Below are 23,663 nucleotides of genomic sequence, written 5' to 3'. Positions count from 1 at the left end.
CGGCAAGGATCTTGAAGCAACCCGTAACCCGTTGGGCGGTACCGGGGTTGGCAGCGACGGGGGCGGAGGGGGTCTGCCGTCGGTGCGTGGTCCGTTGTGCCCGTGGCGACGCGAGATCTCAACTCGCCTGACTCGCAGCACCAGTTGCGGACGGCCCAGGACCAACGCCTGCCGAAGCCACCGGGTTCGTCGCCACCCGACGCCCGCTCCGAAACACCTCCCGAGGAACGAGCCTTGAACCCCACATCCACCCCTGACAGCCACTCCCACGAGCACACCCTGGCCACGGCGTCGACCGAGTCCGTTCCCCGGCAGCAGCCGCGCGGCCCGGAAGCGAGCCGGCGCCGGGGCACGGGCACCGACCTCCTGGAGCATCCGGACCCCGGAACTGCCGCCCAGGCCACGGCCGTTGAGAACCTGCTGCGCTGCTGGGTGCGCGAAACGAACCTCCCCGCCCCCGATGACGGCACCCTCCGCATCCCCCTCCCCGCCAGCGGCACGGCCCTGCACGCCCAGGTCCACTACTGGTCCCCGACGGGCTGGCACCGCTTCGGCCTTCCGTACTTGTCCAACGCTCCCCACAGCGCGCCACCGGCGGACGCGGTGACGGTCGCGGCGCTGCTCGCCAGGGAGACGGCCGCGCGCGACGGCGACTCCGCACGGGAAGCGGCGGCGGCAGCTGCGACCACACCCGACACCGGCACTGATCTGGTGGCCCGCGTCGCCGACTCCCTCCGACGTACCGTCACCTTCATCACCGACCGTCGCGCACACCCGGCCGACGGCCCCGATCTCTTCCTCTCGGCCGAACAGGCACTGCTCCTCGGACACCCGCTCCACCCGACCCCGAAGAGTCGCGAGGGTCTCTCCGAGGCCGAAGTCTGCCTGTACTCACCGGAGTTGCGGGGCTCCTTCGCACTGCACTGGCTCGCTGTCGCCCCCTCCGTGCTCGCCACCGACTCGGCCTGGACGGAACGCGGCCGGCCTGTCTCCGCCGCCCGGCTCACGGCCCGACTCGCCGGAACCGGGCTGCCGTTGCCGGACGGACACGCGGCACTGCCCCTGCACCCCTGGCAGTGGCGCGAGATCCGACAGCGTGCCGACATCGCGGCCCTGCTCGACGCCGGGTTGATCCAGGACCTCGGCCCTTACGGCACCCCGTGGCACCCCACGTCCTCCGTCCGGACCGTCCACCAGTCCGGCGCCCCCGCCATGCTCAAGCTCTCCCTGGGCCTCCGCATCACCAACTCCCGTCGTGAGAACCTGCGCAAAGAGCTCCACCGCGGCGTAGAAGTGCACCGCCTGCTGCGCGGCGGCCTGGCCCAGCAGTGGCAGGCCGTCCACCCGGGCTTCGACATCGTCCGCGACCCGGCGTGGCTGGCCGTCGACGCGCCGGCGGACGGGTGCGGTGCCGACCGCGGCCATGAGGGCACGGGGGGTATCCGTGCGCCCTTGGCCGGAATTGACGTGGTGATCCGGCACAACCCGTTCAGCCCGTCCGACGACGTCTCCTGTGTCGCCGGGCTCGTCTCACCCCGGCCGTACGCCGGGCGGAACGTCACCGCCGGCGGACCGCAGGCGACTTCGCACTCCGGCCACTCCGCGTCCGGTGCGCCTCCGCTGCGGTCCCGGCTGGCCGAGGTCGTCACCGGCCTCGCCGAGCGGACCGGCCGGCCCCGTGAAGCAGTCGCCGCCGAGTGGTTCCTGCGCTACCTGGAGCAGGTCGTCCGTCCCGTGCTGTGGCTGGACGGCGAGGCAGGCATCGCCCTGGAGGCACACCAACAGAACACGCTGCTCCTGCTGGACGGAGCGGGCTGGCCCGCAGGTGGCCGCTACCGCGACAACCAGGGCTACTACTTCCGCGCGTCCCGGCGCGCGGAACTCGAGGCCCGCCTGCCCGGCATCGGCGAACACAGCGACACCTTCGTCTCCGACGAGGTCACCGACGAACGCTTCGCGTACTACCTCGCGATCAACAACGTGCTCGGTCTCATCGGAGCGTTCGGCTCGCAAGGTCTCGCCGACGAACGGCTCTTGCTCTCCGCCTTCCGCCGCTTCCTCCGCGACGTGGCCTCCGCTCCCGCCCGGCTGCGCACCTCCCTGCCGGCCCGCCTGCTCGACTCACCCGTCCTGCGCTGCAAGGCCAACCTCCTGACCCGACTGCAGTGCCTCGATGAACTCGTCGGCCCGGTCGACACCCAGTCCGTCTACGTCACCATCGCCAACCCCCTTCACTCCTGATCGCCGTCAACTCCCTTCGTCCCTTGAGGAACATGACCCACCCCGTCTCCTGAGAGGAGCGTCACCGTGCGTCCCACCCATGCGAGCGCCGACACCGCGACAGTCCCCGGTTCCACCCCGGGCACCGGTATCGGCCGGAGTTCCGGCCCGGACGCCGAGGACACCCTCGACCTCCGCCTGCCCGAGGAGTTCCTCGCACTCTGCGCCGAGGCGGACGCGGCCGACCGCGACGATCTCCTCGACCGTGTCGGCGACTGGGGGCGGACCCGTACCTCCGCAGGCGCCTTCCACCTCATTCCGGTCCGCTGCGAGCGCGACCTCCCCCTCATCAGCGGCTGGATGAACGACCCTGCGGTCGCGGAATTCTGGGAACTGGCCGGCCCTCTGACGCTGACCGAGGACCACCTGTGCGCCCAGCTCGCCGGCGACGGACGCAGCGTCCCGTGTCTCGGCGTACTGGACGGCACCCCGATGAGCTACTGGGAGATCTACCGGGCGGACCTCGACCCCCTGGCCCGCCACTACCCTGTCCGACCGCACGACACCGGCATCCATCTGCTCATCGGTGACGCCGCCGTCCGAGGACGAGGGGTGGGCAGCACTCTCGTCCGGGCCGTCGCCGACCTCGTACTCGACAAGCGCCCCGCCTGCGCCCGCGTCGTCGCCGAACCGGACCTTCGCAACACCCCCTCCGTAGCCGCTTTCCTGAGCGCCGGTTTCCGGTTCTCCGCGGAGGTCGACCTGCCGACCAAGCGGGCCGCCGTCATGGTCCGGGACCGTGCCGTGCGCGATCTGCTGTAGCGCCGCATGGCAGCGCCATCACTTTCGGTACACCGCCCGGACCGATCCGGTTCCACCTCGACCGAAACAATCCCCGTGCGATCCGACCCGATCTCCACGCGAACGAAATCCGTCCCCATCCGAAAGCCCACCAGTCCTGACCCAGCCCTTCCCTCAGCCGTGATCGCCCGGTTGTCAGTCGCGCCCCGTAGGGTGGTCGCGCTATGACGAAGCCCTCACTCCCCGAACTCCTGCATGCTGCCGTCACTGCCGTCGGCGGTTCGGAGCGCCCCGGCCAGGTGACCATGGCCGAAGCCGTCGCGGAGGCGATCGACGACGGCTCCCATCTGCTGGTCCAGGCCGGCACCGGTACCGGAAAGTCGCTCGGCTACCTGGTGCCGGCGCTCGCGCACGGGGAGCGCGTGGTCGTGGCGACCGCCACCCTCGCGCTCCAGCGCCAGCTGGTGGAGCGCGACCTGCCGCGCACGGTCGACGCACTGCATCCCCTGCTGCGCCGCCGCCCCCAGTTCGCGATGCTCAAGGGCAGGTCGAACTACCTGTGCCTGCACCGACTCCACGAGGGTGTGCCGCAGGACGAGGAGGAGGGCCTCTTCGACCAGTTCGAGGCCGCGGCGCCCACCAGCAAGCTGGGCCAGGACCTGCTGCGGCTGCGCGACTGGACGGACGGGACCGAGACCGGCGACCGCGACGACCTCACGCCCGGAGTCTCCGACCGCGCGTGGGCGCAGGTGTCGGTGTCCTCCCGCGAGTGCCTGGGCGCCCAGAAGTGCGCCTACGGAGCGGAGTGTTTCGCCGAAGCGGCCCGCGAGCGCGCCAAGCTCGCCGACGTCGTCGTCACCAACCACGCGCTGCTCGCGATCGACGCGATCGAAGGCGCCCCCGTCCTCCCGCAGCACGAGGTGGTGATCGTCGACGAGGCCCATGAACTGGTCTCGCGGGTCACCGGAGTGGCCACCGGCGAGCTCACCCCGGGCCAGGTCAACCGCGCTGTGCGCCGGGCCGCGAAGCTGGTCAACGAGAAGGTCGCCGACCAGCTCCAGACCGCCGCCGAGGGCTTTGAGCGGCTCATGGAGCTCGCCCTGCCGGGCCGCCTGGAAGAGATCCCGGAAGACCTCGGCTACGCCCTCATGGCGCTGCGCGACGCCTGCCGTGCGGTGATCTCCGCGATCGGCGCCACCCGCGACAAGTCCGTGCAGGACGAGGACGCGGTCCGCAAGCAGGCGCTGGCCTCCGTGGAGTCCGTGCACGACGTGTCGGAGCGCATCAGCAACGGCTCCGAGTGGGACGTCGTCTGGTACGAACGCCACGACCGCTTCGGTGCCTCCCTGCGCGTCGCCCCCATGTCCGTGTCGGGCCTGCTGCGGGAGAAGCTCTTCGCGGACCGCTCGGTCACCCTGACCTCCGCGACGCTGAAGCTCGGCGGCGACTTCAACGGCGTAGGAGCCTCCCTGGGCCTTCCCCCCGAAGGCACGGCGGGCGAGGACCTCCCGCAGTGGAAGGGCATCGACGTGGGCTCGCCCTTCGACTACCCGAAGCAGGGCATCCTGTACGTCGCCAAACATCTCGCGCGCCCCGCGCGGGACGGCGATCGCGCCGACATGCTGGACGAGTTGACCGAGTTGATCCAGGCCGCGGGCGGTCGCACCCTGGGCCTCTTCTCCTCGATGCGGGGTGCCCAACTCGCCGCCGAGGAGCTGCGCTCCCGCATCCCCGAGTACCCGATCCTGCTCCAGGGCGAGGAGACGCTCGGCGAGCTGATCAAGAACTTCGCGGCCGACCCGAAGACCTGTCTCTTCGGCACGCTGTCGCTCTGGCAGGGCGTCGATGTCCCCGGCCCCAGCTGCCAGTTGGTCGTCATGGACAAGATCCCGTTCCCGCGTCCCGACGACCCACTGATGAGCGCCCGCCAGAAGGCGGTCGAGGATGCGGGGGGCAACGGCTTCATGGCGGTGGCCGCGACGCACGCCGCGCTGCTCATGGCCCAGGGCGCCGGCCGTCTCGTCCGGGCGTCGGGGGACCGGGGCGTGGTCGCCGTACTGGACCAGCGGCTGGCCACCGCTCGCTACGGCAGCTATCTCAAGGCGTCACTGCCCGACTTCTGGTACACAACGGACCGTAACCAGACCCGGAAGTCGCTGGCCGCGATCGACGCGAAGGCGAAGCAGGAGGAAGCCGAGGCCGAATCGGACTGATCCGGGGCGGTGTCGGTCCGGAGCGCCGGGCCGACACCGGATCGACGACCGGCCGCCACCGGGGTCCGCGCGGCCGACCGGTCCTCTCCGGGGTCCGCGCAGCACAGGACCCCGGAACCGGCGCAGGGGTCCCGGGGTCCGGTCAGGGGGTCGGGCCGGTATGGCCCCGCCCGCCGCGGCCGTCACACGCGCCGCAGCACCGCCACCACCTTGCCGAGGATCGTCGCGTCGTCGCCGGGGATCGGCTCGTACGCGGAGTTGTGCGGGAGCAGCCAGACATGGCCGTCCTCGCGCTTGAAGCGCTTGACGGTGGCCTCGCCCTCCAGCATGGCGGCGACGATGTCGCCGTTCTCCGCGACCGGCTGGCGGCGTACGGTGACCCAGTCGCCGTCGCAGATCGCGGCCTCGATCATCGAGTCACCGACAACCTTGAGGACGAACAGCTCCCCGTCACCGACCAGTTGGCGGGGGAGCGGGAAGACGTCCTCGACCGACTCCTCGGCGAGGATCGGGCCACCGGCGGCGATCCGGCCCACCAGCGGGACGTACGACGCGGCCGGCTTGCCCGCGGTGTCCGTGGGCTGCACCGACGAGGACTGGTCGGAGCCGCGGACCTCGTACGCGCGCGGGCGGTGCGGGTCGCGGCGCAGGAAGCCCTTGCGCTCCAGTGCCATCAGCTGGTGTGCGACCGAGGATGTGCTGGACAGGCCGACTGCCTGCCCGATCTCGCGCATCGACGGCGGGTAGCCCCGTCGCTGCACCGAGTCCCTGATGACCTCGATCACCCGGCGCTGCCGGTCCGTGAGCCCCGAGCTGTCCGCCCGGATGCCGGGAGGTCGGCCCGGCAGGGAGCGCTTGTGTCCCTCGGGATTCGCGGCTTCGTTCATTGCATGCACCGGCTCGAGTCGGCCCTGGGAGCGATCCTGGGCAGTGATGGTGGCACTGTCTGCGGTGGTGGTCACGTCGGCCCCTCTCGATGTTCTCCCTGCTGGACAACGGTAGTTGCTTTCGAAAGGTTGCGCCAAACACACGTTCGAGTGAAAAAACGTGGATAGCCTGCCGCGATCACGTGTCTGGGTGTATGGCCGATATATCACCTGGCGGACAAAGGGGCCCATTGTCGGGCTCTTCGCCGCACGGGTGGTGACCTTGCGGGTTGTCGCCCCAGTCTGCCACCCGGTGCCCCGGCGGCCGGGGGCCGGTCCGGGTCTGTGCCGGAGCCCCACGTCTTCTCCGTGCCGCGTTCACGGTATCTCCGTAAGTGCCCTGGCGGTACGGGTGTGCGCCCGCGTGTTCGGGGCGACGGTATGGCCGTGTGGCACATGCCAATACGGGCGCGACACGCGCGAACGGCGTGCTTGTGTGAGCCAATCACCACATCTAGTGGTTGGATTGCGGCAGCAGCCCAGAAGTTGTGGTCCCCCGGGTCTCCATCGTCTCGGCCATCGCCTATGCTTGGGGCTGCTTCGAGAGGCCCAAGGGGTCTTGCGAGGCTATTGAGTCTGCTGTGAGGGAGGGTTGGAGATCATGCACTGCCCCTTCTGCAGGCACCCCGACAGCCGTGTCGTCGACAGCCGTACAACGGACGACGGCACGTCGATCCGCCGGCGCCGCCAGTGCCCTGACTGCTCCCGTCGTTTCACGACCGTGGAGACGTGCTCGCTCATGGTGGTCAAGCGGTCCGGAGTCACCGAGCCTTTCAGCCGTACCAAGGTCATCAACGGTGTGCGCAAGGCATGCCAGGGACGGCCTGTCACCGAGGACGCACTCGCCCAGCTCGGCCAGCGGGTCGAAGAAGCGGTGCGGGCCACCGGAAGTGCCGAACTGACCACCCATGACGTCGGGCTGGCCATACTCGGCCCATTGCAGGAACTCGACCTCGTCGCCTATCTGCGATTCGCCTCCGTCTACCGGGCGTTCGACTCGTTGGACGATTTCGAGGCCGCGATCGTGGAACTCCGGGAAGCGACGCCAGGCCCCGCCGCGGACGACGAAGACGCGGGATCGGGAAGCCAGGAAGACGACGGCGGGCCAGGAGGGACTGTTCAGGTCCCGGTGCCCGCCCACTCCGCCGACTGACCGGCGGGCCGGAACCGGGCGGAGACCCCGGATCCGGCCGGACGGCGGCGGACCAGGACTTGTCGCGGAGCCATGAGCGTGTGGGCTGCCGTGACACCAGACAAACACTCTGCCACGGGAACATCGTGGCATTTCAGGGCGTTTTTGCCTGTACAGGGAGGCGGCATGACAGAGACGGCGAGCGGTCCGGCACGAGGTTCCCGCACGAAGGGCACCAAGGTCACCAAGGGACTGCGCATCGAGCGTATTCACACCACCCCCGGCGTGCATCCGTACGACGAGGTGGAGTGGGAGCGTCGTGACGTCGTCATGACCAACTGGCGCGACGGCTCGGTCAATTTCGAGCAGCGTGGCGTCGAGTTCCCCGCCGAATGGGCGGTGAACGCGGTCAACATCGTCACCAGCAAGTACTTCCGCGGTGCCGTGGGCACCCCGCAGCGCGAGGTGAGCCTCAAGCAGCTCATCGACCGCATCGTGAAGACGTACCGGAAGGCCGGCGAGGACCACAAGTACTTCGCCTCGCCCGCCGACGCCGAGATCTTCGAGCACGAGCTGGCGTACGCCCTCCTGCACCAGGTCTTCAGCTTCAACAGCCCCGTGTGGTTCAACGTGGGCACCCCGCAGCCCCAGCAGGTCTCGGCCTGCTTCATCCTGGCCGTCGACGACTCCATGGAGTCGATCCTCGACTGGTACAAGGAAGAGGGCATGATCTTCAAGGGCGGTTCCGGCGCCGGCCTGAACCTGTCCCGCATCCGCTCCTCCAAGGAACTGCTCTCCTCGGGCGGCAACGCCTCGGGACCGGTCTCCTTCATGCGCGGTGCCGACGCCTCTGCGGGCACCATCAAGTCCGGTGGCGCCACCCGCCGCGCGGCCAAGATGGTCATCCTGGACGTCGACCACCCCGACATCGAGGACTTCATCCAGACCAAGGTCAAGGAAGAAGAGAAGATCCGCGCGCTGCGTGACGCGGGCTTCGACATGGACCTGGGCGGCGACGACATCACGTCGGTGCAGTACCAGAACGCCAACAACTCGGTCCGCGTGAACGACACGTTCATGAAGGCCGTCGAGAACGGCGACAAGTTCGGCCTGACGTCCCGCATGACCGGCGAGGTCATCGAGGAGGTCGACGCCAAGGAGCTGTTCCGCAAGATGGCCGAGGCCGCCTGGGCCTGCGCCGACCCGGGCATCCAGTACGACGACACCATCAACCAGTGGCACACGTGCCCGGAGTCCGGCCGTATCAACGGCTCGAACCCGTGCAGCGAGTACATGCACCTGGACAACACGTCCTGCAACCTCGCCTCGCTGAACCTGATGAAGTTCCTCAAGGACGACGGCAAGGGCAGCCAGTCCTTCGAGGTCGAGCGCTTCGCCAAGGTCGTCGAGCTCGTCATCACCGCGATGGACATCTCCATCTGCTTCGCGGACTTCCCGACGCAGAAGATCGGCGAGAACACGCGCGCGTTCCGCCAGCTCGGCATCGGCTACGCCAACCTCGGCGCCCTGCTGATGGCGACCGGTCACGCGTACGACTCCGACGGCGGCCGCGCCCTCGCCGGTGCCATCACCTCCCTGATGACCGGCACGTCGTACAAGCGTTCCGCCGAACTCGCCGCGGTCGTCGGCCCGTACGACGGCTACGCTCGCAACGAGCAGCCGCACCTGCGCGTCATGAAGCAGCACGCCGACGCCAACGCCGTGGCCCCGCGTGCGGACGACCTGGACACGCCCATCTGGGCCGCGGCCACGGAGTCCTGGCAGGACGTGCTGCGCCTCGGCGAGAAGAACGGTTTCCGTAACTCGCAGGCGTCCGTCATCGCCCCGACCGGCACCATCGGTCTCGCGATGTCCTGCGACACCACCGGACTTGAGCCCGACCTCGCCCTGGTCAAGTTCAAGAAGCTGGTCGGCGGCGGCTCGATGCAGATCGTCAACGGCACCGTCCCGCAGGCCCTGCGTCGCATGGGCTACCAGGAGGAGCAGATCGAGGCGATCGTCGCCCACATCGCCGACAACGGCAATGTGATCGACGCCCCGGGCCTCAAGCACGAGCACTACGAGGTGTTCGACTGCGCCATGGGCGAGCGCTCCATCTCCGCGATGGGCCACGTCCGCATGATGGCCGCCATCCAGCCCTGGATCTCCGGCGCGCTCTCCAAGACGGTCAACCTGCCGGAGACGGCGACCGTCGAGGACGTCGAGGAGGTCTACTTCGAGGCCTGGAAGCTGGGCGTCAAGGCGCTCGCGATCTACCGCGACAACTGCAAGGTCGGCCAGCCCCTGTCCGCCAAGACCAAGGACAAGGAGAAGGCCGAGGTCACCGCCAAGGCCGAGGAGACCATCCGCACCGCGGTCGAGAAGGTCGTCGAGTACCGCCCCGTCCGCAAGCGCCTCCCCAAGGGCCGTCCCGGCATCACGACGTCCTTCACAGTGGGCGGCGCCGAGGGCTACATGACCGCCAACTCCTACCCGGACGACGGTCTCGGCGAGGTCTTCCTGAAGATGTCCAAGCAGGGCTCGACCCTCGCGGGCATGATGGACGCCTTCTCGATCGCCGTCTCCGTGGGCCTGCAGTACGGCGTCCCCCTGGAGACGTACGTCTCGAAGTTCACCAACATGCGCTTCGAGCCGGCCGGCATGACGGACGACCCGGACGTGCGGATGGCGCAGTCGATCGTCGACTACATCTTCCGCCGCCTGGCGCTCGACTTCCTCCCCTTCGAGACGCGGTCCGCGCTCGGCATCCACTCCGCCGAGGAGCGCCAGCGTCACCTGGAGACCGGTTCGTACGAGCCGACGGAGGACGAGGTCGACGTGGAGGGCCTGGCCCAGTCGGCGCCGCGCGCCCAGGAGTTGAAGGCCGTGGCCACGCCGAAGGCCGTCGTCGAGGCGGCCAAGCCCGCCCCGCAGCAGGCCCACACCAGCGCCGAACTGGTGGAAATGCAGCTGGGCATCCAGGCCGACGCCCCGCTCTGCTTCTCCTGCGGCACGAAGATGCAGCGGGCCGGTTCCTGCTACATCTGCGAGGGGTGCGGTTCGACCAGCGGGTGCAGCTGAGCCAGGGCATCTGCTTGAAGTGAACTAGCCGGTCAGGGCGGTGGAGTCGGTATTCCGGCTTCGCCGCCCTCGGCGTTTTCCGCCCCGGGGAGAATCCGGTTTCCCAGCAGAACGATCAGCAGTTAATCTCCCCCAGCGCGCATAGCGTGCGCACAGGGGAGGGTGGGGGGACATGGCCGACGATTTCGTCGAGCCCGAAAAGGGTATGCGGGCGGGGGCCCAGGCAGTCGCGGCGGTAGTGGTGGTCGGCGGTGTCGTGGGTGGTCTGTGGGGGCTCGGGGGAGTCCTGCCGAAGACGACGCAGGACACCAAGCCGGCGATCTGCTCGGCGAGTACGGACGACACCCTGCCGGCGAAGTACGTCTCACCGACAGCGCTCTGCACGGCGCTGAACCGTACGGACCTTCCGGTGCTCCTGGGGACTCCGGACGAACACGCGGAGACCGCCTCGGGCAGCGCGGGCTGGATGACCCTGGCAGGAGGAACCAAGATCGCCAGCCCTGAGGCGGACGTCGACCTGAGGACGTACTCCGTGCGGCTGTCGGCGTCCTACGACGATATCCCCGTCGCCCAGGCGGCCCGCTACGTGGACTCCACCTCGCAGGTGAAGAAGGTCCTGGGGCACCCGGCCGTCCTCTACTCGGACCGGACCGTCGCCATCAGCTTCAACCTCGGCGGCGGCAAGGCCAGTACGGGCCCCGGAGGCATCGCCCGCAGCCTGCTGGTCTCCACGAGCGCCAAGGACGGCGGCGACTCCTTGGAGATATCCATCTGGCGCCAGGACGACGTGCCGCCCGACGACGAGGCGCTGTTCCGCATCGCCGAGGAGGTGCTGCCGACGGTCCCGGGCTGGACCGCCGGCTGACGAGCCGCCAGGGGGCAGGGCTCAGGACTGCTGTGCTCTGCCCATCGTCCTGGTGAAGGTCGCCGGGTCGTCCTCGAAGCCCTGGATGCCGGGATGGAAGTCCCAGCTTCCGGACTCGTCCCGGGTGAACTCCCCGACCGTCGCCGCCGTCGCACCGAGGACGTCACCGAAGTCCTCCTCGGTGAGGACGCTGTACCCCTCGCGGATACGAAGCTTCGGGTTGAGGACGTTCACGAACGTGCGGTGGGCCACCCGCTGCTGGATGACGACACCGACCACCACGCGCGCGTACCGGTCAGCGAGCCGGTCGAGCTCCAGCGTCATGACCTCGTCCCAGCCGAAGCCCTTGCCGTCCTTGCTGTCCCGGTTGAGATAGATGGTGCCGTCGGGGGACCGGCTGTCGAAGTGCACCGCGTACGCGGGAGTGCCGTAGAGATCACTCGCCACATACGTGGTGGCGACGATGTCCAGATCGACAGGCGGTTGCCCGGTGGGACTCGGATCCCACTGGAGACCGACTTCCGCCTTGCGGATCCCCTTGTTGAGGCCGTTCACCACAGTTCCCCTTCCCCGTGCGCCTCGATCGCGCGCCCCAACTGCCGGGCGATCAGCGTTCGTTGTCCATCGTGCCACGCGCGCGGGGGCGTATGCGCGGACGATCTCCGCCGGAGCGTGACCGGCGCCACGCTCCGTGGCCTTACGATGGCGCGGTGCTGGTCAAGTGGATTCGCTGCACCGTGATGGACCGTCGCGGCTTCGAGCGCGGGCAGCGAAAGTGGGCGGGGCTTCTGGGGGAGCCGGGATTTCGGGGACAGGGGGGAGGCTGGAGCAGAGCGCGGCCAGGAGTGGCACACATTTTCGCGTTCTGGGAAAGCCGTGCCTTCTACGACTCCTTCATGGCTCGATCCCACGACCGGCTGGCGTCGGCTCAGGTGGGCACCTTCAAGGACTCGCAGGTCAAGCTGTTCGACCATCGTTTCGATGTGAAGACCGGCTTCGAGCCGCGCTTCACCGACGCCGATCTGGTGAGGGTGGCCCTGTGCCGTGTCCACGAGGAGCGCGCCGAGCACTTCACGCTGATGCAGGAGAAGGTGTGGAACCCCGCGATGGCCGGCTCCCCGGGCATGCTCCGCGGGCTGTTCGGCGAGGCCCCGGGACACGAGTTCATGGTGCTCTCGATGTGGCACTCGGCCGCCGAACACGGCAAATACCGCACAGAGCGAGTGGAACGGCTCGCCCTGAGGGCCCAGATCGAGGCGGACGTGGCGTCCCTCACGGGGGACATCGTGCAGCTGGAACCGAGCTGGACGGTTTGAATTCCGAACTGACGGGAGTGCCGTCACTGACGTCCCGGTGGGTGAATCGTGCGCCCCTATGTGGCTCATCGGGCCCAATTCGTGTGACCTACGCCGTATGGAGCCCGTACGAGTGCTCGATATGCCACCACTGGATCTAGGGTTTTGGCATGGCACGACCACGGCGCATCGTCCTTGTCCGGCACGGCGAGTCAACGGGCAATGTTGATGACACCGTGTACGAGCGTGAACCCGACCATGCCCTGGCGCTGACCGACCAGGGATGGCGTCAGGCCGAGGAGACCGGCAAGCGGCTGCGGGAGGTGTTCGGCCGCGAGCGCGTCAGCGTGTACGTCTCCCCGTACCGCCGCACCCACGAGACCTTCCGTGCCTTCCATCTCGACCCCGACCTCGTACGCGTACGCGAGGAACCCCGGCTCCGCGAACAGGACTGGGGGAACTGGCAGGACCGGGACGACGTACGCCTCCAGAAGGCGTACCGGGACGCCTACGGGCACTTCTTCTACCGCTTCGCCCAGGGCGAGTCCGGCGCCGACGTCTACGACCGGGTCGGCGGCTTCCTGGAGAGCCTGTACCGCAGCTTCGAGGCCCCGGACCACCCGCCCAACGTGCTCCTGGTGACGCACGGCCTGGCGATGCGACTCTTCTGCATGCGCTGGTTCCACTGGACGGTCGCGGAGTTCGAGTCGCTGTCCAATCCGGGGAACGCCGAGATGCGGATGCTCGTTCTGGGGGACGACGGCAGGTATGCGCTGGACCGGCCGTTCGACAGCTGGCGGGATCCGGAGCCGTACGGGATCAGTGGGTAGGCTGGCGGACCGATGACAGCCGACTCCACTTCCGACTCTTCCGACTCCTCCAAGCCTTCCGATTCTCCTGACTCTCCCGACGGGCGCCTGGGCCGCGCCCTGGCCAGCCTGCGCGGACTCGCCGTGGGGGACGCGCTGGGCTCCCAGTTCTTCGTCCCCGTGAACTACCCGCTCCTCAAGCGCCGTGAGCTGCCCCCGGCGCCCTGGCAGTGGACGGACGACACGGAGATGGCCTGCTCCGTGGTCGCGGTCCTCGCCGCCCACCACCGCGTCGACCAGGACGCCCTGGCCCACTCCTTCGCGCAGCACCACGACTTCGATCGCGGCTACGGCCCCGCCGTCAACCGGTTGCTGCGCCTCCTCCGCGAAGGCGGCGACTGGCGCGAGCTGTCCGCCGCGCTCTTCAACGGACAGGGCTCATGGGGCAACGGCGCGGCGATGCGGATCGCGCCCCTGGGCGCCTGGTACGCGGACGACCCCGAGCAGGCGACCCACCAGGCCGAGATCTCGGCCTACCCCACGCACCAGCACCGTGAGGGCGTCGTCGGCGCCATGGCCGTCGCCGCGGCAGCCGCACTGGTCGCCGCCCCCGGCGGCCCGCCCAGCGCCGAGGCACTCCTCGACGGCGTCATCGCCCTCGTCCCCAAGAGCGCGGTCGGCACGGGACTGCGGCGCGCCCGCGACATGCTCGACTACGCCGATGCCGACACCGTCGCCGCGGTACTGGGCTGCGGACGCCGTACGACGGCGCACGACACGGTCCCCTTCGCGCTCTGGTCGGCCGTTCGGGGCCTCGGCGACTACGCGCAGGCGTTCTGGACCACCGCGCAGGTCGGCGGGGACGTGGACACCACCTGCGCCATCGTGGGCGGAGTGATCGCGGGCGGGAAGGCCGGGACTCCACCCGCCGAGTGGGTGGAGCGGACGGAGGCGCTGCCGGGCTGGGGGCCGACGGCTGTCTGACGGCTCCGACTTCCCGACCGGCAGCGCCACCCGCACGCGACGGAGCTCTCTGTGCCTGCCGGGAACTCTGCGTGACCGCACGGCCGTTGTCCTGGCAGCTGCTGTGTGACACATGGGTCCACACAGGACAGACAGGACACGAGGGCTGCGGGGTGGTCGTGAGGTTTTCGCCGATGCCGATGCCGGTGCCTGTGCTGTTGCCGGTCGGTCGGGCCCTGGCCGGGCCCGACCGGTCAGCCGATCCCCGGACCCGCCGTGCCCGCGAGGGCGTCGAGGTCGCTCTTGCGGACCCGGATCACCAACCAGGCGGTGACCAGGGCGAGTACGGCCATCGCGGCGGCCGGGATGAAGGCCGTCGAGATGCCGTGCGCGAGCACCTCGTGCCCCCAGGGCGCGGGCAACTGGTGCGACTTGGCGAACTCCTGCTTCTGCTCCGCCGATCCATTGGCCAGGAACTTCGGCAGCTGCTTCTTCGCCTCGTCCCTGCTGGCCGAGCCGAACACCGTGGTCAGGATGGACAGGCCGAGCGAACCGCCCACCTGCTGCATGGCGTTGAGCAACGCGGACGCCGCGCCCGCCTCGTGCGGGGAGACACCGGACACGGCGGTGATCGTCAGCGTCACGAAGTTCAGGCCCATGCCGAAGCCGAACACCAGCATGGGGCCGAGCACTCCGCCGACGTACGAACTGTCCGAGCTGATGAGGGTCTGCCAGGCCAGCCCGATCACCGCGAGGGTCGAGCCGACGAGCATGAACGGCCGTGGTCCGAACCGCGGCAGGAACTGCTGGGACAGTCCCGCGCCGGCCGCGATCACGACCGTCACCGGCAAGAAGGCGAGACCCGCCTGGATCGGGCTGTACCCCAGCACGTTCTGTACGAAGAGCACGATGTAGAAGAACATGCCGAACATCGCGGCGGCCAGGCTCAGCATGATCACGTACGTGCCGGAGCGGTTGCGGTCGGCGAACATCCTGAGCGGGGTGATCGGTTCCTTGGCCCTGGACTCGATGATCACGAAGGCCAGCAGCAGGACGGCCGCCGCGCCGAAGGACCCGATGGTCAGGCTGTCGCGCCAACCCTTGTCCGCCGCGCGGATGAAGCCGTAGACGAGGGACGCCATGCCCGCCGTCGAGGTCAGCGCGCCCGCGATGTCGAACCGGCCGGTGTGCCGTTCGGACTCGTTGATGTACAGCGGTGTGAGCACGGCGATCAGCAGGCCGATCGGCGCGTTGACGAACAGCACCCAGCGCCAGTCGAGCCACTCGGTGAGCATGCCGCCCGCGAGCAGACCGATCGCGCCGCCGCCCGCCGAGACCGCGGCGAAGACGCCGAACGCCCTGTTGCGTTCCGGGCCTTCGGGGAACGTGGTGGTGATGAGCGCCAGCGAGGTGGGCGACGCGATCGCGCCACCCACGCCCTGCAGGACGCGTGCGGCCAGCAACTGCCAGGGTTCCTGGGCGAGTCCGCCGAGCAGCGAGGCGAAGGTGAAGAGCAGGATGCCGGTGATGAACACCCGGCGTCGGCCGAGGATGTCGCCGGCCCGGCCGCCGAGAAGCAGCAGGCCACCGAAGGTGAGCGTGTAGGCGCTGACGACCCATGTGAGGTCGGTGGTGCTGAAACTGAGCGCGGCTTGAATGTGCGGGAGAGCGATGTTCACAATCGTCGCGTCGAGTACCACCATGAGTTGGCAGGCCGCGATGACCGCGAGCGCGATGCCGGGATGTCCCTCCCGGCGGGCCGCTCCTGGTTTTGGCTTCTGGGTCAACTGAGAGGTAGTCACTATGGGTCCCCCACAAGTGTGTTAGTGAACGCCCGCGTTCACTGTCGCGCTCACGGTAGTGAGTCCCCGACAGTGAACGCAAGCGTTCACTTAACTCGCCCTCGCATGACGCGTCCCCCGTCGCTGCCGCGCGACGTGTCCCCAATCCCCGGAATCCCCCATTCCACTGTTCGCTGGAGAGACTCAGATGGCTACTTCGGGCTGGACGGCCGCCCCCGCTCAGGTGACTTCCCTTCGCCGTCGCGGCGCCGTGCTCGAACGCGCGATCCTGGACGCCGCACTGGAACAACTCAGTACGGTCGGATGGAACGCCCTCACGATGGAAGGCGTCGCCGCCGGCGCCCAGACGGGCAAGGCCGCGGTCTACCGGCGCTGGTCCTCGAAGGAAGACCTCGTCGCGGACGCGTTGCAGGCTGCGCTGCCGCCTCTGGACGAGATGCCCGACCTCGGCGACGTACGTGCGGATCTGCTGGCGCTGTGCACGCGGGCGCGCGACGCGATGTTCTCGCGCCCCGGATCCGCCCTGCGGGCGGTGATTCACGAATGCGACATGGCGCAGGCGGAGCGCTTCCACGGCGTGATCGTCGAAGGGGTCGTGGAACCGACACTCCGACTGATCCGCGACGCCGTCGACCGGGGAATCGAGCGAGGTCAGGTTCGCCCCGACGCGTCCAACGGCTATGTCTTCGACGCCATCCCGGCGATGATGATGTACAGATCGAAGGTGCGCGGCAGTGAATGGAGCGACCAGGAGATCGAGGAAATGCTCGATCAGTTGATGCTTCCGCTGCTCCGGCCGAGGGGTGTGTGAAGCCGGGCCGGGAAGGTCTTGAGGGGGCCCGGGGAAGCCGGGGTGTCGCAGGGGGTCCCGGGCGGCGTAGTCTGAGGTCGCTATGCCGTACGAAGCACCCACTCATACCGTCGAGCGCTCACTTCGCGCCACGACCGGAGCCAAGGTCATTGCCGGCGTCGACGAGGTGGGGCGCGGCGCGTGGGCCGGCCCCGTCACCGTCTGCGCGGCCGTCACCGGACTGCGCCGACCCCCCGAAGGCCTCACCGACTCCAAGCTCATCGCGGTCAGGCGACGTACCCAACTCGCCGAGGAACTCCGCAAGTGGGTGACGGCGTACGCCTTGGGACACGCCTCGCCGGAGGAGATCGACGGCATGGGGATGACGGCCGCGCTGCGGCTCGCCGCGGTGCGTGCCCTTGAGGCCTTGCCCGTTCGCCCGGACGCGGTCATTCTCGACGGGAAGCACGATTACCTCGGGGCCCCTTGGCGGGTTCGTACGGTGATCAAGGGCGACCAGTCGTGCGTGGCGGTGGCCGCCGCTTCGGTGATCGCCAAGGTTCAGCGCGACAAAATGATGGCCGAACTGGGCATCGACCATGCAGACTTCGCTTTTGCGGCCAACGCCGGGTACCCGTCACCCGTGCACAAGGCCGCGCTGGAGGAGCGGGGCCCCACCCCGTACCACCGGTTGTCGTGGGCGTATCTTGATGCGCTGCCCCAGTGGCGGCACCTCAAGAAGGCCCGCAGTTGGGCGGAGGGAAACGTTCCGGAGATCGAGGGGCAGCTCGGCTTCGACTTCTGACCGTTCCGCTCGTACTCATGTGCCACCCGCCGACGCGAGCCCAGCCAACGTTTGATAAAAATCAGCTCATGCCTCTCATTCCCGAGGAGCCTCAGATTCACGAGAGTGCCCAGGGTCCCCGCGCCACTCCGGCCAGCGGCCGCGTCGCGCCGACCCCCCGTCCCGTACCAGGCCCCCGCCCCGCGGCGCCGTCGCGTCCCGGTCGCCCCGGCCCTCTGCGGCCCACGGCGCCGGTGCAACGCACGCCGCGTGACGTGGCCGCTGCCAAGCCCGGACCGTCCGGTCCGGCCGCCCCCGCCGCCTCCGGCACCGCTGTGGCTACCCCGCAGATCCAGCTCGTCCCGGCCTCGGCCGAGGGCGCGCTGGACGCTGCCGAGGAAGCCGTGGACCTGCTTCTGGAGTCGGGCCGTACCCCCGGTGACGTGCTGGTGATCACCACCGGCGAGCCGCACCCGTGGGCTGCCCATGAACTGTCCTTCGGCGAAGCGTCCTACTGGGCGCAGCACGACGCGCGCGACGACGTCTTCTACGCGGACGCCGCCGTCGCGGGCCGGGCGGCGTCCCGACCCGTCGTCGTGGTCGCCGTCAACGGAGGCCTCGACACCGTTGCCGCCACCGCGCTGCCGCTGGCCCTCGGCCGGGCCGGCGCCCTGCTGATCGTCTGCGGCGACCCGCAGCAGATCAACTCGGTGCTGGGCGCGGGCGTCTGAGAGCCGTCTCCGGAACGTCCGGAAGGCTCTCGGAGACCGACGGTGGCCAGCTCCGGCGCCCTCGCGTCCGGCTGTGCACGGTGAGCAATTCGCCGTGCCCTGAAGACCCGGCGCGTTTGACGAAGGGTGCCTTCCACCGGCGTTCCGTCCCGTGCGCGGTGACTCGGCTGGGCGGGTGTCCCCACCCGGGGCGGCCCGGCGCCGTACGGACTTCCAGCAGCGGTCTCGTACCGCGCCGTACGGTCCGGGCGCGGAGCCCGGACCGGGATTCAGCGGGCCGCGGCGCGGCGCAGGACCTCCGAGGCGGCGCCGCCGGTGCGGGGCAGCAGGGGCGGTACCTCGGACATGGCAAAGGGTTCCGGCGCCGAGTCCGCGCTCGGGCGTCGGCCACCACGCCCCTCACCGAGCACCTGCCAGCCGTCGCGGGTCAGCGTGATGTACGCCCCGCAGCGCAGCCCGTGCAGTGTGCAGGCGTCACGCAGCCCCCACATCCACGCCCCGTCCTCCTCTGTCCAACGCGCGTCGCCCTCACGGCAGTAGAGCAGCACGGCGGTGCGCACCGGGGTGCGGCGGCGCAGGTCGTGCGGGATGACCCGACGCAACTGCGCGAGCAGCGCGTTGCGGAACATCCAGCCGTCGGCCGGGGCCGACCGGCGGACGAACGAGGCGCTCGCGAGCAGCCGCTCTTCCGGGTCGAGGACGGCCACGATCGCGGTCGCCGGTCTCGGGCGGTGCCGGGAGTGCAGCCCGCTGACGACCTCGCGGGGATTGCGCAGCAAGGGGATTCCGGCGGCGGCCCACTCGGAGGGTTCGAGCATACGGGCCAGAGGGTTGGCGGAAGCGGCGGACAGGTCGGCTGACGTCGACGTGGATGCCGCGGAGGACGGAGCGAATCCGAAGGTCACGGTCCTCCCTTCGGCTACGCGCCCACACTGCGGGCGAGGTCGGATTCGGGGGAGCGCACACCGCAGCAGAGCCCTACCGGATCACGGACGAGCCGTGCGGGGAGCGGACTCCAATTCTTGCTGTCGAACTGGGATGCGGCAACGAGCAAATGGGGCCACAGCCCCTTATCTGATGGTCTGTGGCTTATATCCCTACCCAATGCGTCGTCCGGCGATGCCTGGGACGTTCGAGCACGAGACTTTCGTACGCCATTGAGGTGCGGAAGGTCCAGAGGGAGGAGGCAGGCCAGGGTGCGTGGGGTGCCCGGGACAGGCGGTCAGGACGGCCGGAAGCGCCTCTTCGCCGCGGCGGGGGATTGGGCCGTTGTCAGTGGCGTGAGGTTGCATGGGGGCATGAGCAACCAGGAGCTGCGTGCCGAAGCCGACGCCGTCCTCGCCGAGCTGGTCGGTGATTCGAGCGGTACGGCGCGGCTGCGCGAGGACCAGTGGCAGGCGGTGGCCGCCCTCGTGGAGGAGCGCCGGCGCGCGCTGGTGGTGCAGCGCACCGGCTGGGGCAAGTCGGCGGTGTACTTCGTCGCCACCGCCCTGCTGCGCCGGCGCGGCTCCGGGCCCACGGTGATCATCTCGCCGCTGCTGGCCCTGATGCGCAACCAGGTCGAGTCGGCGGCACGGGCCGGCATCCGGGCGCACACCATCAACTCGGCCAACCCGGAGGAGTGGGACAGCATCTACGGAGAGGTCGAAAAGGGCGAGACCGACGTCCTCCTCGTCAGCCCGGAGCGGCTCAACTCCGTGGATTTCCGGGACCAGGTGCTGCCCAGACTCGCGGCCACGACCGGCCTGTTGGTGGTCGACGAGGCCCACTGCATCTCCGACTGGGGACACGACTTCCGCCCGGACTACCGCCGGCTGCGGGCGATGCTGACCGAACTGCCCGCAGGTGTACCGGTGCTGGCCACCACGGCGACCGCCAACGCACGCGTGACCGCCGATGTGGCCGAGCAGTTGGGCACCGGCGCAGGCGAGGCCCTGGTGCTGCGCGGCCCGCTGGAGCGGGAGAGCCTGCGGCTCGGGGTGGTCCAACTCCCGGACGCCGCACACCGCCTGGCCTGGCTCGCCGAGCATCTGGACGAGTTGCCGGGCTCGGGGATCATCTACACCCTCACCGTGGCCGCCGCCGAGGAGGCCACCGCGTTCCTGCGCCAACGCGGCTTCAAGGTCGCCTCGTACACCGGGAAGACGGAGAACGCCGACCGGCTGCAGGCCGAGATCGACCTCCAGGAGAACCGGGTCAAGGCACTGGTCGCCACGTCGGCTCTGGGCATGGGCTACGACAAGCCGGACCTGGGCTTCGTGGTCCACCTCGGCTCGCCCTCCTCGCCGATCGCCTACTACCAGCAAGTGGGCCGTGCCGGGCGCGGTGTGGCGCACGCCGACGTACTGCTCCTGCCGGGCAGGGAGGACGAGGCCATCTGGCGCTACTTCGCCGATACGGCCTTCCCGCCCGAGACGCAGGTCCGGCAGACCCTCTCGGCCCTCGCCGACGCGGGACGGCCGCTGTCCGTACCGGCCCTGGAGACAGCGGTGGATCTCCGGCGCAGCCGCCTGGAGACGATGCTGAAGGTCCTGGACGTCGACGGAGCGGTCAAGCGCGTGAAGGGAGGCTGGGCGGCCACGGGAGCCGAGTGGGTGTACGACGCCGAGCGGTACGCCTGGGTGGCCAAGCAGCGGGCGGCCGAGCAGCAGGCCATGCGTGACTACGTGAGTACGGCCCAGTGCCGGATGGAGTTCCTGCGCCAACAGCTGGACGACGAAGGGGCGGTGCCCTGCGGCCGTTGCGACAACTGCGCGGGCGCCTGGATCGACTCCTCCGTCTCGGCGGAGACGCTGACAGGGGCGACGAAGGAACTGGACCGCCCGGGCACGGAGATCGAGCCGCGCCGGATGTGGCCGACCGGGATGGCCGCGCTGGGCGTCGACCTCAAGGGACGTATCCCGGCCAAGGACCAGTGCTCCACGGGACGTGCCCTGGGGCGGCTCTCGGACATCGGCTGGGGCAACCGGCTGCGCCCTCTGCTGGCCGAGAACGCGCCAGACGGCCCGGTCCCCGACGACGTCCTGAAGGCCGCGGTGGCGGTCCTCGCCGACTGGGCGCGTTCTCCGGGTGGTTGGGCGCCGAATGTCGCCGACGCCTCCGCCCGTCCAGTGGGGGTCGTGGCCATACCGTCCCTGGCCCGTCCGCAACTGGTCGGTTCCCTCGCCCAGGGCATCGCGACCATCGGCCGCCTCCCCTTCCTGGGCACCCTGACGCACACCGGCCCGGACGGCACGCACGCGGCCCGCCGCAGCAACTCCGCCCAACGCCTCAAGGCACTGTCCGACGCCTTCGGCGTCTCCGAGGAACTGGCCGCCGCCCTGGCCGCCAATCCCGGTCCCGTCCTGCTCGTGGACGACTACACCGACTCAGGCTGGACCCTGGCGGTCGCCGCCCGCCTGCTCCGCCGCGCAGGCAGCGAACAGGTTCTTCCGCTGGTCCTTGCTGCGGCGGGCTGAGATTCCGTATCGGGATCCGTGGGGGCAGGCGGCTGAGCGTGCGAGTCGGGTTCGCATGTCCCAGTCGCCTGGGCCGACTTGGCCGCGCCGAACCTCATGTGACGTGCCCCTGACCGGACTTATCCACAGGCTCAAGCGGAAAGGGGCGATTCGCGAGATCGTCAACGCATGACGAATCACAGCGAAACGACTGGATCATCCGAAAACGGCGACATCGAGCCCACCGCCTACGACCGACACGGCGCCGACCACCAGGTCACCCTGCGCACCCCGGCCGAACTCGCCGACGCCCTGCCCTACCTCCTCGGATACCGCCCCGAGGACAGCATCGTCCTCGTCGCCCTGCACGATCGCGGCGGCCGGGGCCGCTTCGGCGGCCGAGCCCGGCTCGGCATTCCCGCCGGCGCGGACGACTGGGCGTCCGTAGCACGGCAGTTGGCCCACGGCCTGGTGACCGGCAGCGAGCGCAGGGGCACCCGGCCCGAGCAGATGATCGCCTACGTCTGCCAGGAACCGGCGCCCGGTGAGTCGGGGCGTCAGGTCATGGAGCGTCTGCGTCCGCTGGTGCAGAAGCTGCGCACCGAGTGCGGCCGTCTCGATGTGACGGTCATCGAGGCGCTTTGCATCTCGGACGGCCGCTTCTGGTCCTACTGCTGCCCGATCGAGGGATGCTGCCCGGTCGACGGATCCCCGATGGGCCTGCCCGGCACTTCCGTGCTGGCCGCCGCGGCGACCTACGCTGGGCTCCAAGTGCGCGGCACACTACGCGAGTTGCGCAGCAGGCTGCAACCGTGGGAGACAGCCGCCGCGCTGGAGCAGGAAGCCGCCCTGGACGCCGCCGGTATGGCCCTGGTGCCCCGGATCCTCGACGACGCCGACCGAGTGGACGTGGCGCAGGAGACGCTGGACCTCGCCCAGCTGGTCATCAGCCGGTTCGCCGCGGCACCACCCGTGTCCGGCGCGCTCCAGTCGGACCTGCGCGACGACGCACTGCTCGCCCACGACGAAGCGGCCGCTCTGATCCTGGGCCTTCAGGACCGTACGACGCGCGACCGCGCGGCCGAATGGATGGAGGGCGACGAGGCGGTCCCGGCTCTGCGCCTCTGGCGCGCGCTGGCCCGCCGCTGCGTCGGGCCCTACGGCGAACACGCCGCGGCCCCTCTCACACTCGCGGGCTGGGTCGCCTGGTCGACCGGCGACGACCTGGAGGCCCGGGAGGCCCTGGCCATGGCCCTGGGCGCGGACTCCGACTACCTGTTCGCCCGCCTCCTGCACCAGGCCTGCAACGAGGGCCTGGACCCGGAGTCGATCCGCCGCTGCCTGCGCGCGGAACGGAAGGACCGTGCGGGTGTGGATGCCGGTGGGGCCGCCGACGGTTCCGCACCGCTGGGTGCGAACGGTCCTGGCGAAGTCCCGGCACCGGTGGAAACGCCCACGGCTTCCCGTCGTCGGCGCCGCGCACGTACCGCCGACGGAGTCGAGGGCCGTCCGCGTTCTGCGGAACTCGACAGTTCCCGGCCTCGCACACCGTCGCAGGGCACCGCACGTCCTGGCGGCACGCGTGCCCGCACCCCCGGGAAGAGCGGTTCGCGGCGCCGTGACACCTGCTCGGAGCGGCCTCTGCCGGGGAGCAACGGCATTGAGGGGGACGGGTGATCAAGAGGTGGGGGACCGATGCCGCGCGTCCGTCTCCTCCGCCCCGCCGCCATTCGGTCGGCTTCCCGGGCCTCGGGCGTGACCAGGAGGAGCCCGGTTCCGTTCACCTGAGTGGCGGAACGCCTGATCGGGTCGTG

18 protein-coding genes are annotated in these 23,663 nt (G+C 69.8%); 14 read left to right on the top strand and 4 right to left on the bottom strand.

Annotated elements, in window-relative coordinates; genetic code table 11:
• Positions 1-234: 234 nt before the first annotated feature.
• From OH768_RS14540 to OH768_RS14530, 3 genes are all read left to right on the top strand, one after another.
• Entirely contained in the window at positions 235-2,241 is a 2,007-nt protein-coding gene (locus tag OH768_RS14540) for an IucA/IucC family protein (protein WP_406453708.1), read from the top strand.
• A gap of 66 nt (positions 2,242-2,307) precedes the next feature.
• Positions 2,308-3,042: a GNAT family N-acetyltransferase gene (locus OH768_RS14535; RefSeq protein ID WP_406453707.1), complete on the top strand. Its 735-nt coding sequence runs from the start codon at positions 2,308-2,310 to the stop codon at positions 3,040-3,042.
• 203 nt (positions 3,043-3,245) lie between these two features.
• Entirely contained in the window at positions 3,246-5,234 is a 1,989-nt protein-coding gene (locus OH768_RS14530; RefSeq protein WP_406453706.1) for an ATP-dependent DNA helicase, read from the top strand.
• Between the two features lie 182 nt (positions 5,235-5,416).
• Here OH768_RS14530 and lexA read toward each other — a convergent pair whose 3' ends face one another.
• The gene (lexA, locus tag OH768_RS14525; protein ID WP_026151025.1) at positions 5,417-6,196 is read right to left on the bottom strand and encodes a transcriptional repressor LexA; all 780 of its coding nucleotides are present in this window, start codon (positions 6,194-6,196) and stop codon (positions 5,417-5,419) included.
• A gap of 565 nt (positions 6,197-6,761) precedes the next feature.
• Here lexA and nrdR point away from each other — a divergent pair.
• The 3 genes from nrdR (at position 6,762) to OH768_RS14510 (ending at position 11,238) form a co-directional block, all read left to right on the top strand.
• Positions 6,762-7,313 (top strand): transcriptional regulator NrdR, encoded by a 552-nt coding sequence (gene nrdR / locus OH768_RS14520; protein WP_019072899.1) that lies wholly within the window; start codon positions 6,762-6,764, stop codon positions 7,311-7,313.
• Between the two features lie 165 nt (positions 7,314-7,478).
• Positions 7,479-10,373, top strand: a complete 2,895-nt coding sequence (locus OH768_RS14515; RefSeq protein ID WP_406453704.1) for a vitamin B12-dependent ribonucleotide reductase — start codon at positions 7,479-7,481, stop codon at positions 10,371-10,373.
• A gap of 172 nt (positions 10,374-10,545) precedes the next feature.
• A complete protein-coding gene (locus tag OH768_RS14510; protein WP_406453702.1) occupies positions 10,546-11,238 on the top strand; it encodes a DUF6215 domain-containing protein in 693 nt (230 codons plus the stop codon).
• Between the two features lie 21 nt (positions 11,239-11,259).
• Here the strand turns inward: OH768_RS14510 and OH768_RS14505 are convergent, their stop codons facing one another.
• Positions 11,260-11,793: a TerD family protein gene (locus tag OH768_RS14505; protein WP_406453700.1), complete on the bottom strand. Its 534-nt coding sequence runs from the start codon at positions 11,791-11,793 to the stop codon at positions 11,260-11,262.
• A gap of 155 nt (positions 11,794-11,948) precedes the next feature.
• Between OH768_RS14505 and OH768_RS14500 the strand changes: the two genes are divergently transcribed.
• The 3 genes from OH768_RS14500 (at position 11,949) to OH768_RS14490 (ending at position 14,326) form a co-directional block, all read left to right on the top strand.
• Positions 11,949-12,554, top strand: a complete 606-nt coding sequence (locus OH768_RS14500) for a YdbC family protein (protein WP_406453699.1) — start codon at positions 11,949-11,951, stop codon at positions 12,552-12,554.
• A 149-nt stretch (positions 12,555-12,703) separates the two neighbouring features.
• The gene (locus tag OH768_RS14495; RefSeq protein WP_406453697.1) at positions 12,704-13,363 is read left to right on the top strand and encodes a histidine phosphatase family protein; all 660 of its coding nucleotides are present in this window, start codon (positions 12,704-12,706) and stop codon (positions 13,361-13,363) included.
• 12 nt (positions 13,364-13,375) lie between these two features.
• Entirely contained in the window at positions 13,376-14,326 is a 951-nt protein-coding gene (locus OH768_RS14490; RefSeq protein WP_406453695.1) for an ADP-ribosylglycohydrolase family protein, read from the top strand.
• Between the two features lie 233 nt (positions 14,327-14,559).
• Here OH768_RS14490 and OH768_RS14485 read toward each other — a convergent pair whose 3' ends face one another.
• Entirely contained in the window at positions 14,560-16,107 is a 1,548-nt protein-coding gene (locus OH768_RS14485; protein ID WP_406453693.1) for an MFS transporter, read from the bottom strand.
• Between the two features lie 187 nt (positions 16,108-16,294).
• On the opposite strand from OH768_RS14485, the gene OH768_RS14480 reads away from it, so the two are divergent.
• From OH768_RS14480 to OH768_RS14470, 3 genes are all read left to right on the top strand, one after another.
• Entirely contained in the window at positions 16,295-16,918 is a 624-nt protein-coding gene (locus tag OH768_RS14480; protein ID WP_406453691.1) for a TetR/AcrR family transcriptional regulator, read from the top strand.
• Positions 16,919-17,000: 82 nt separating this feature from the next.
• Positions 17,001-17,702, top strand: coding sequence for a ribonuclease HII (locus tag OH768_RS14475; protein ID WP_406453689.1), 702 nt, complete (start codon positions 17,001-17,003; stop codon positions 17,700-17,702).
• A gap of 68 nt (positions 17,703-17,770) precedes the next feature.
• Positions 17,771-18,412, top strand: a complete 642-nt coding sequence (locus OH768_RS14470; protein WP_406453687.1) for a hypothetical protein — start codon at positions 17,771-17,773, stop codon at positions 18,410-18,412.
• A gap of 269 nt (positions 18,413-18,681) precedes the next feature.
• Here OH768_RS14470 and OH768_RS14465 read toward each other — a convergent pair whose 3' ends face one another.
• A complete protein-coding gene (locus OH768_RS14465; RefSeq protein WP_406453685.1) occupies positions 18,682-19,317 on the bottom strand; it encodes a hypothetical protein in 636 nt (211 codons plus the stop codon).
• Positions 19,318-19,710: 393 nt separating this feature from the next.
• Between OH768_RS14465 and OH768_RS14460 the strand changes: the two genes are divergently transcribed.
• A complete protein-coding gene (locus OH768_RS14460) occupies positions 19,711-21,870 on the top strand; it encodes a RecQ family ATP-dependent DNA helicase (RefSeq protein WP_406453684.1) in 2,160 nt (719 codons plus the stop codon).
• A 168-nt stretch (positions 21,871-22,038) separates the two neighbouring features.
• Positions 22,039-23,526, top strand: coding sequence for a DUF4192 domain-containing protein (locus tag OH768_RS14455; RefSeq protein WP_406453682.1), 1,488 nt, complete (start codon positions 22,039-22,041; stop codon positions 23,524-23,526).
• Positions 23,527-23,663: the final 137 nt, after the last annotated feature.

Source organism: Streptomyces sp. NBC_01622, assembly GCF_045209635.1.
GTDB lineage: Bacteria > Actinomycetota > Actinomycetes > Streptomycetales > Streptomycetaceae > Streptomyces.
This window is presented reverse-complemented; position numbering and strand designations above follow the sequence as displayed.

Coding starts and splice junctions, on each gene's coding strand:
- OH768_RS14530 (WP_406453706.1), top strand. CDS start 3,246: ATGACGAAGCCCTCACTCCCCGAACTCCTGCATGCTGCCGTCACTGCC.
- OH768_RS14475 (WP_406453689.1), top strand. CDS start 17,001: ATGCCGTACGAAGCACCCACTCATACCGTCGAGCGCTCACTTCGCGCC.
- OH768_RS14470 (WP_406453687.1), top strand. CDS start 17,771: ATGCCTCTCATTCCCGAGGAGCCTCAGATTCACGAGAGTGCCCAGGGT.
- OH768_RS14490 (WP_406453695.1), top strand. CDS start 13,376: ATGACAGCCGACTCCACTTCCGACTCTTCCGACTCCTCCAAGCCTTCC.
- OH768_RS14480 (WP_406453691.1), top strand. CDS start 16,295: ATGGCTACTTCGGGCTGGACGGCCGCCCCCGCTCAGGTGACTTCCCTT.
- nrdR (WP_019072899.1), top strand. CDS start 6,762: ATGCACTGCCCCTTCTGCAGGCACCCCGACAGCCGTGTCGTCGACAGC.
- OH768_RS14495 (WP_406453697.1), top strand. CDS start 12,704: ATGGCACGACCACGGCGCATCGTCCTTGTCCGGCACGGCGAGTCAACG.
- OH768_RS14510 (WP_406453702.1), top strand. CDS start 10,546: ATGGCCGACGATTTCGTCGAGCCCGAAAAGGGTATGCGGGCGGGGGCC.
- OH768_RS14460 (WP_406453684.1), top strand. CDS start 19,711: ATGAGCAACCAGGAGCTGCGTGCCGAAGCCGACGCCGTCCTCGCCGAG.
- OH768_RS14455 (WP_406453682.1), top strand. CDS start 22,039: ATGACGAATCACAGCGAAACGACTGGATCATCCGAAAACGGCGACATC.
- OH768_RS14515 (WP_406453704.1), top strand. CDS start 7,479: ATGACAGAGACGGCGAGCGGTCCGGCACGAGGTTCCCGCACGAAGGGC.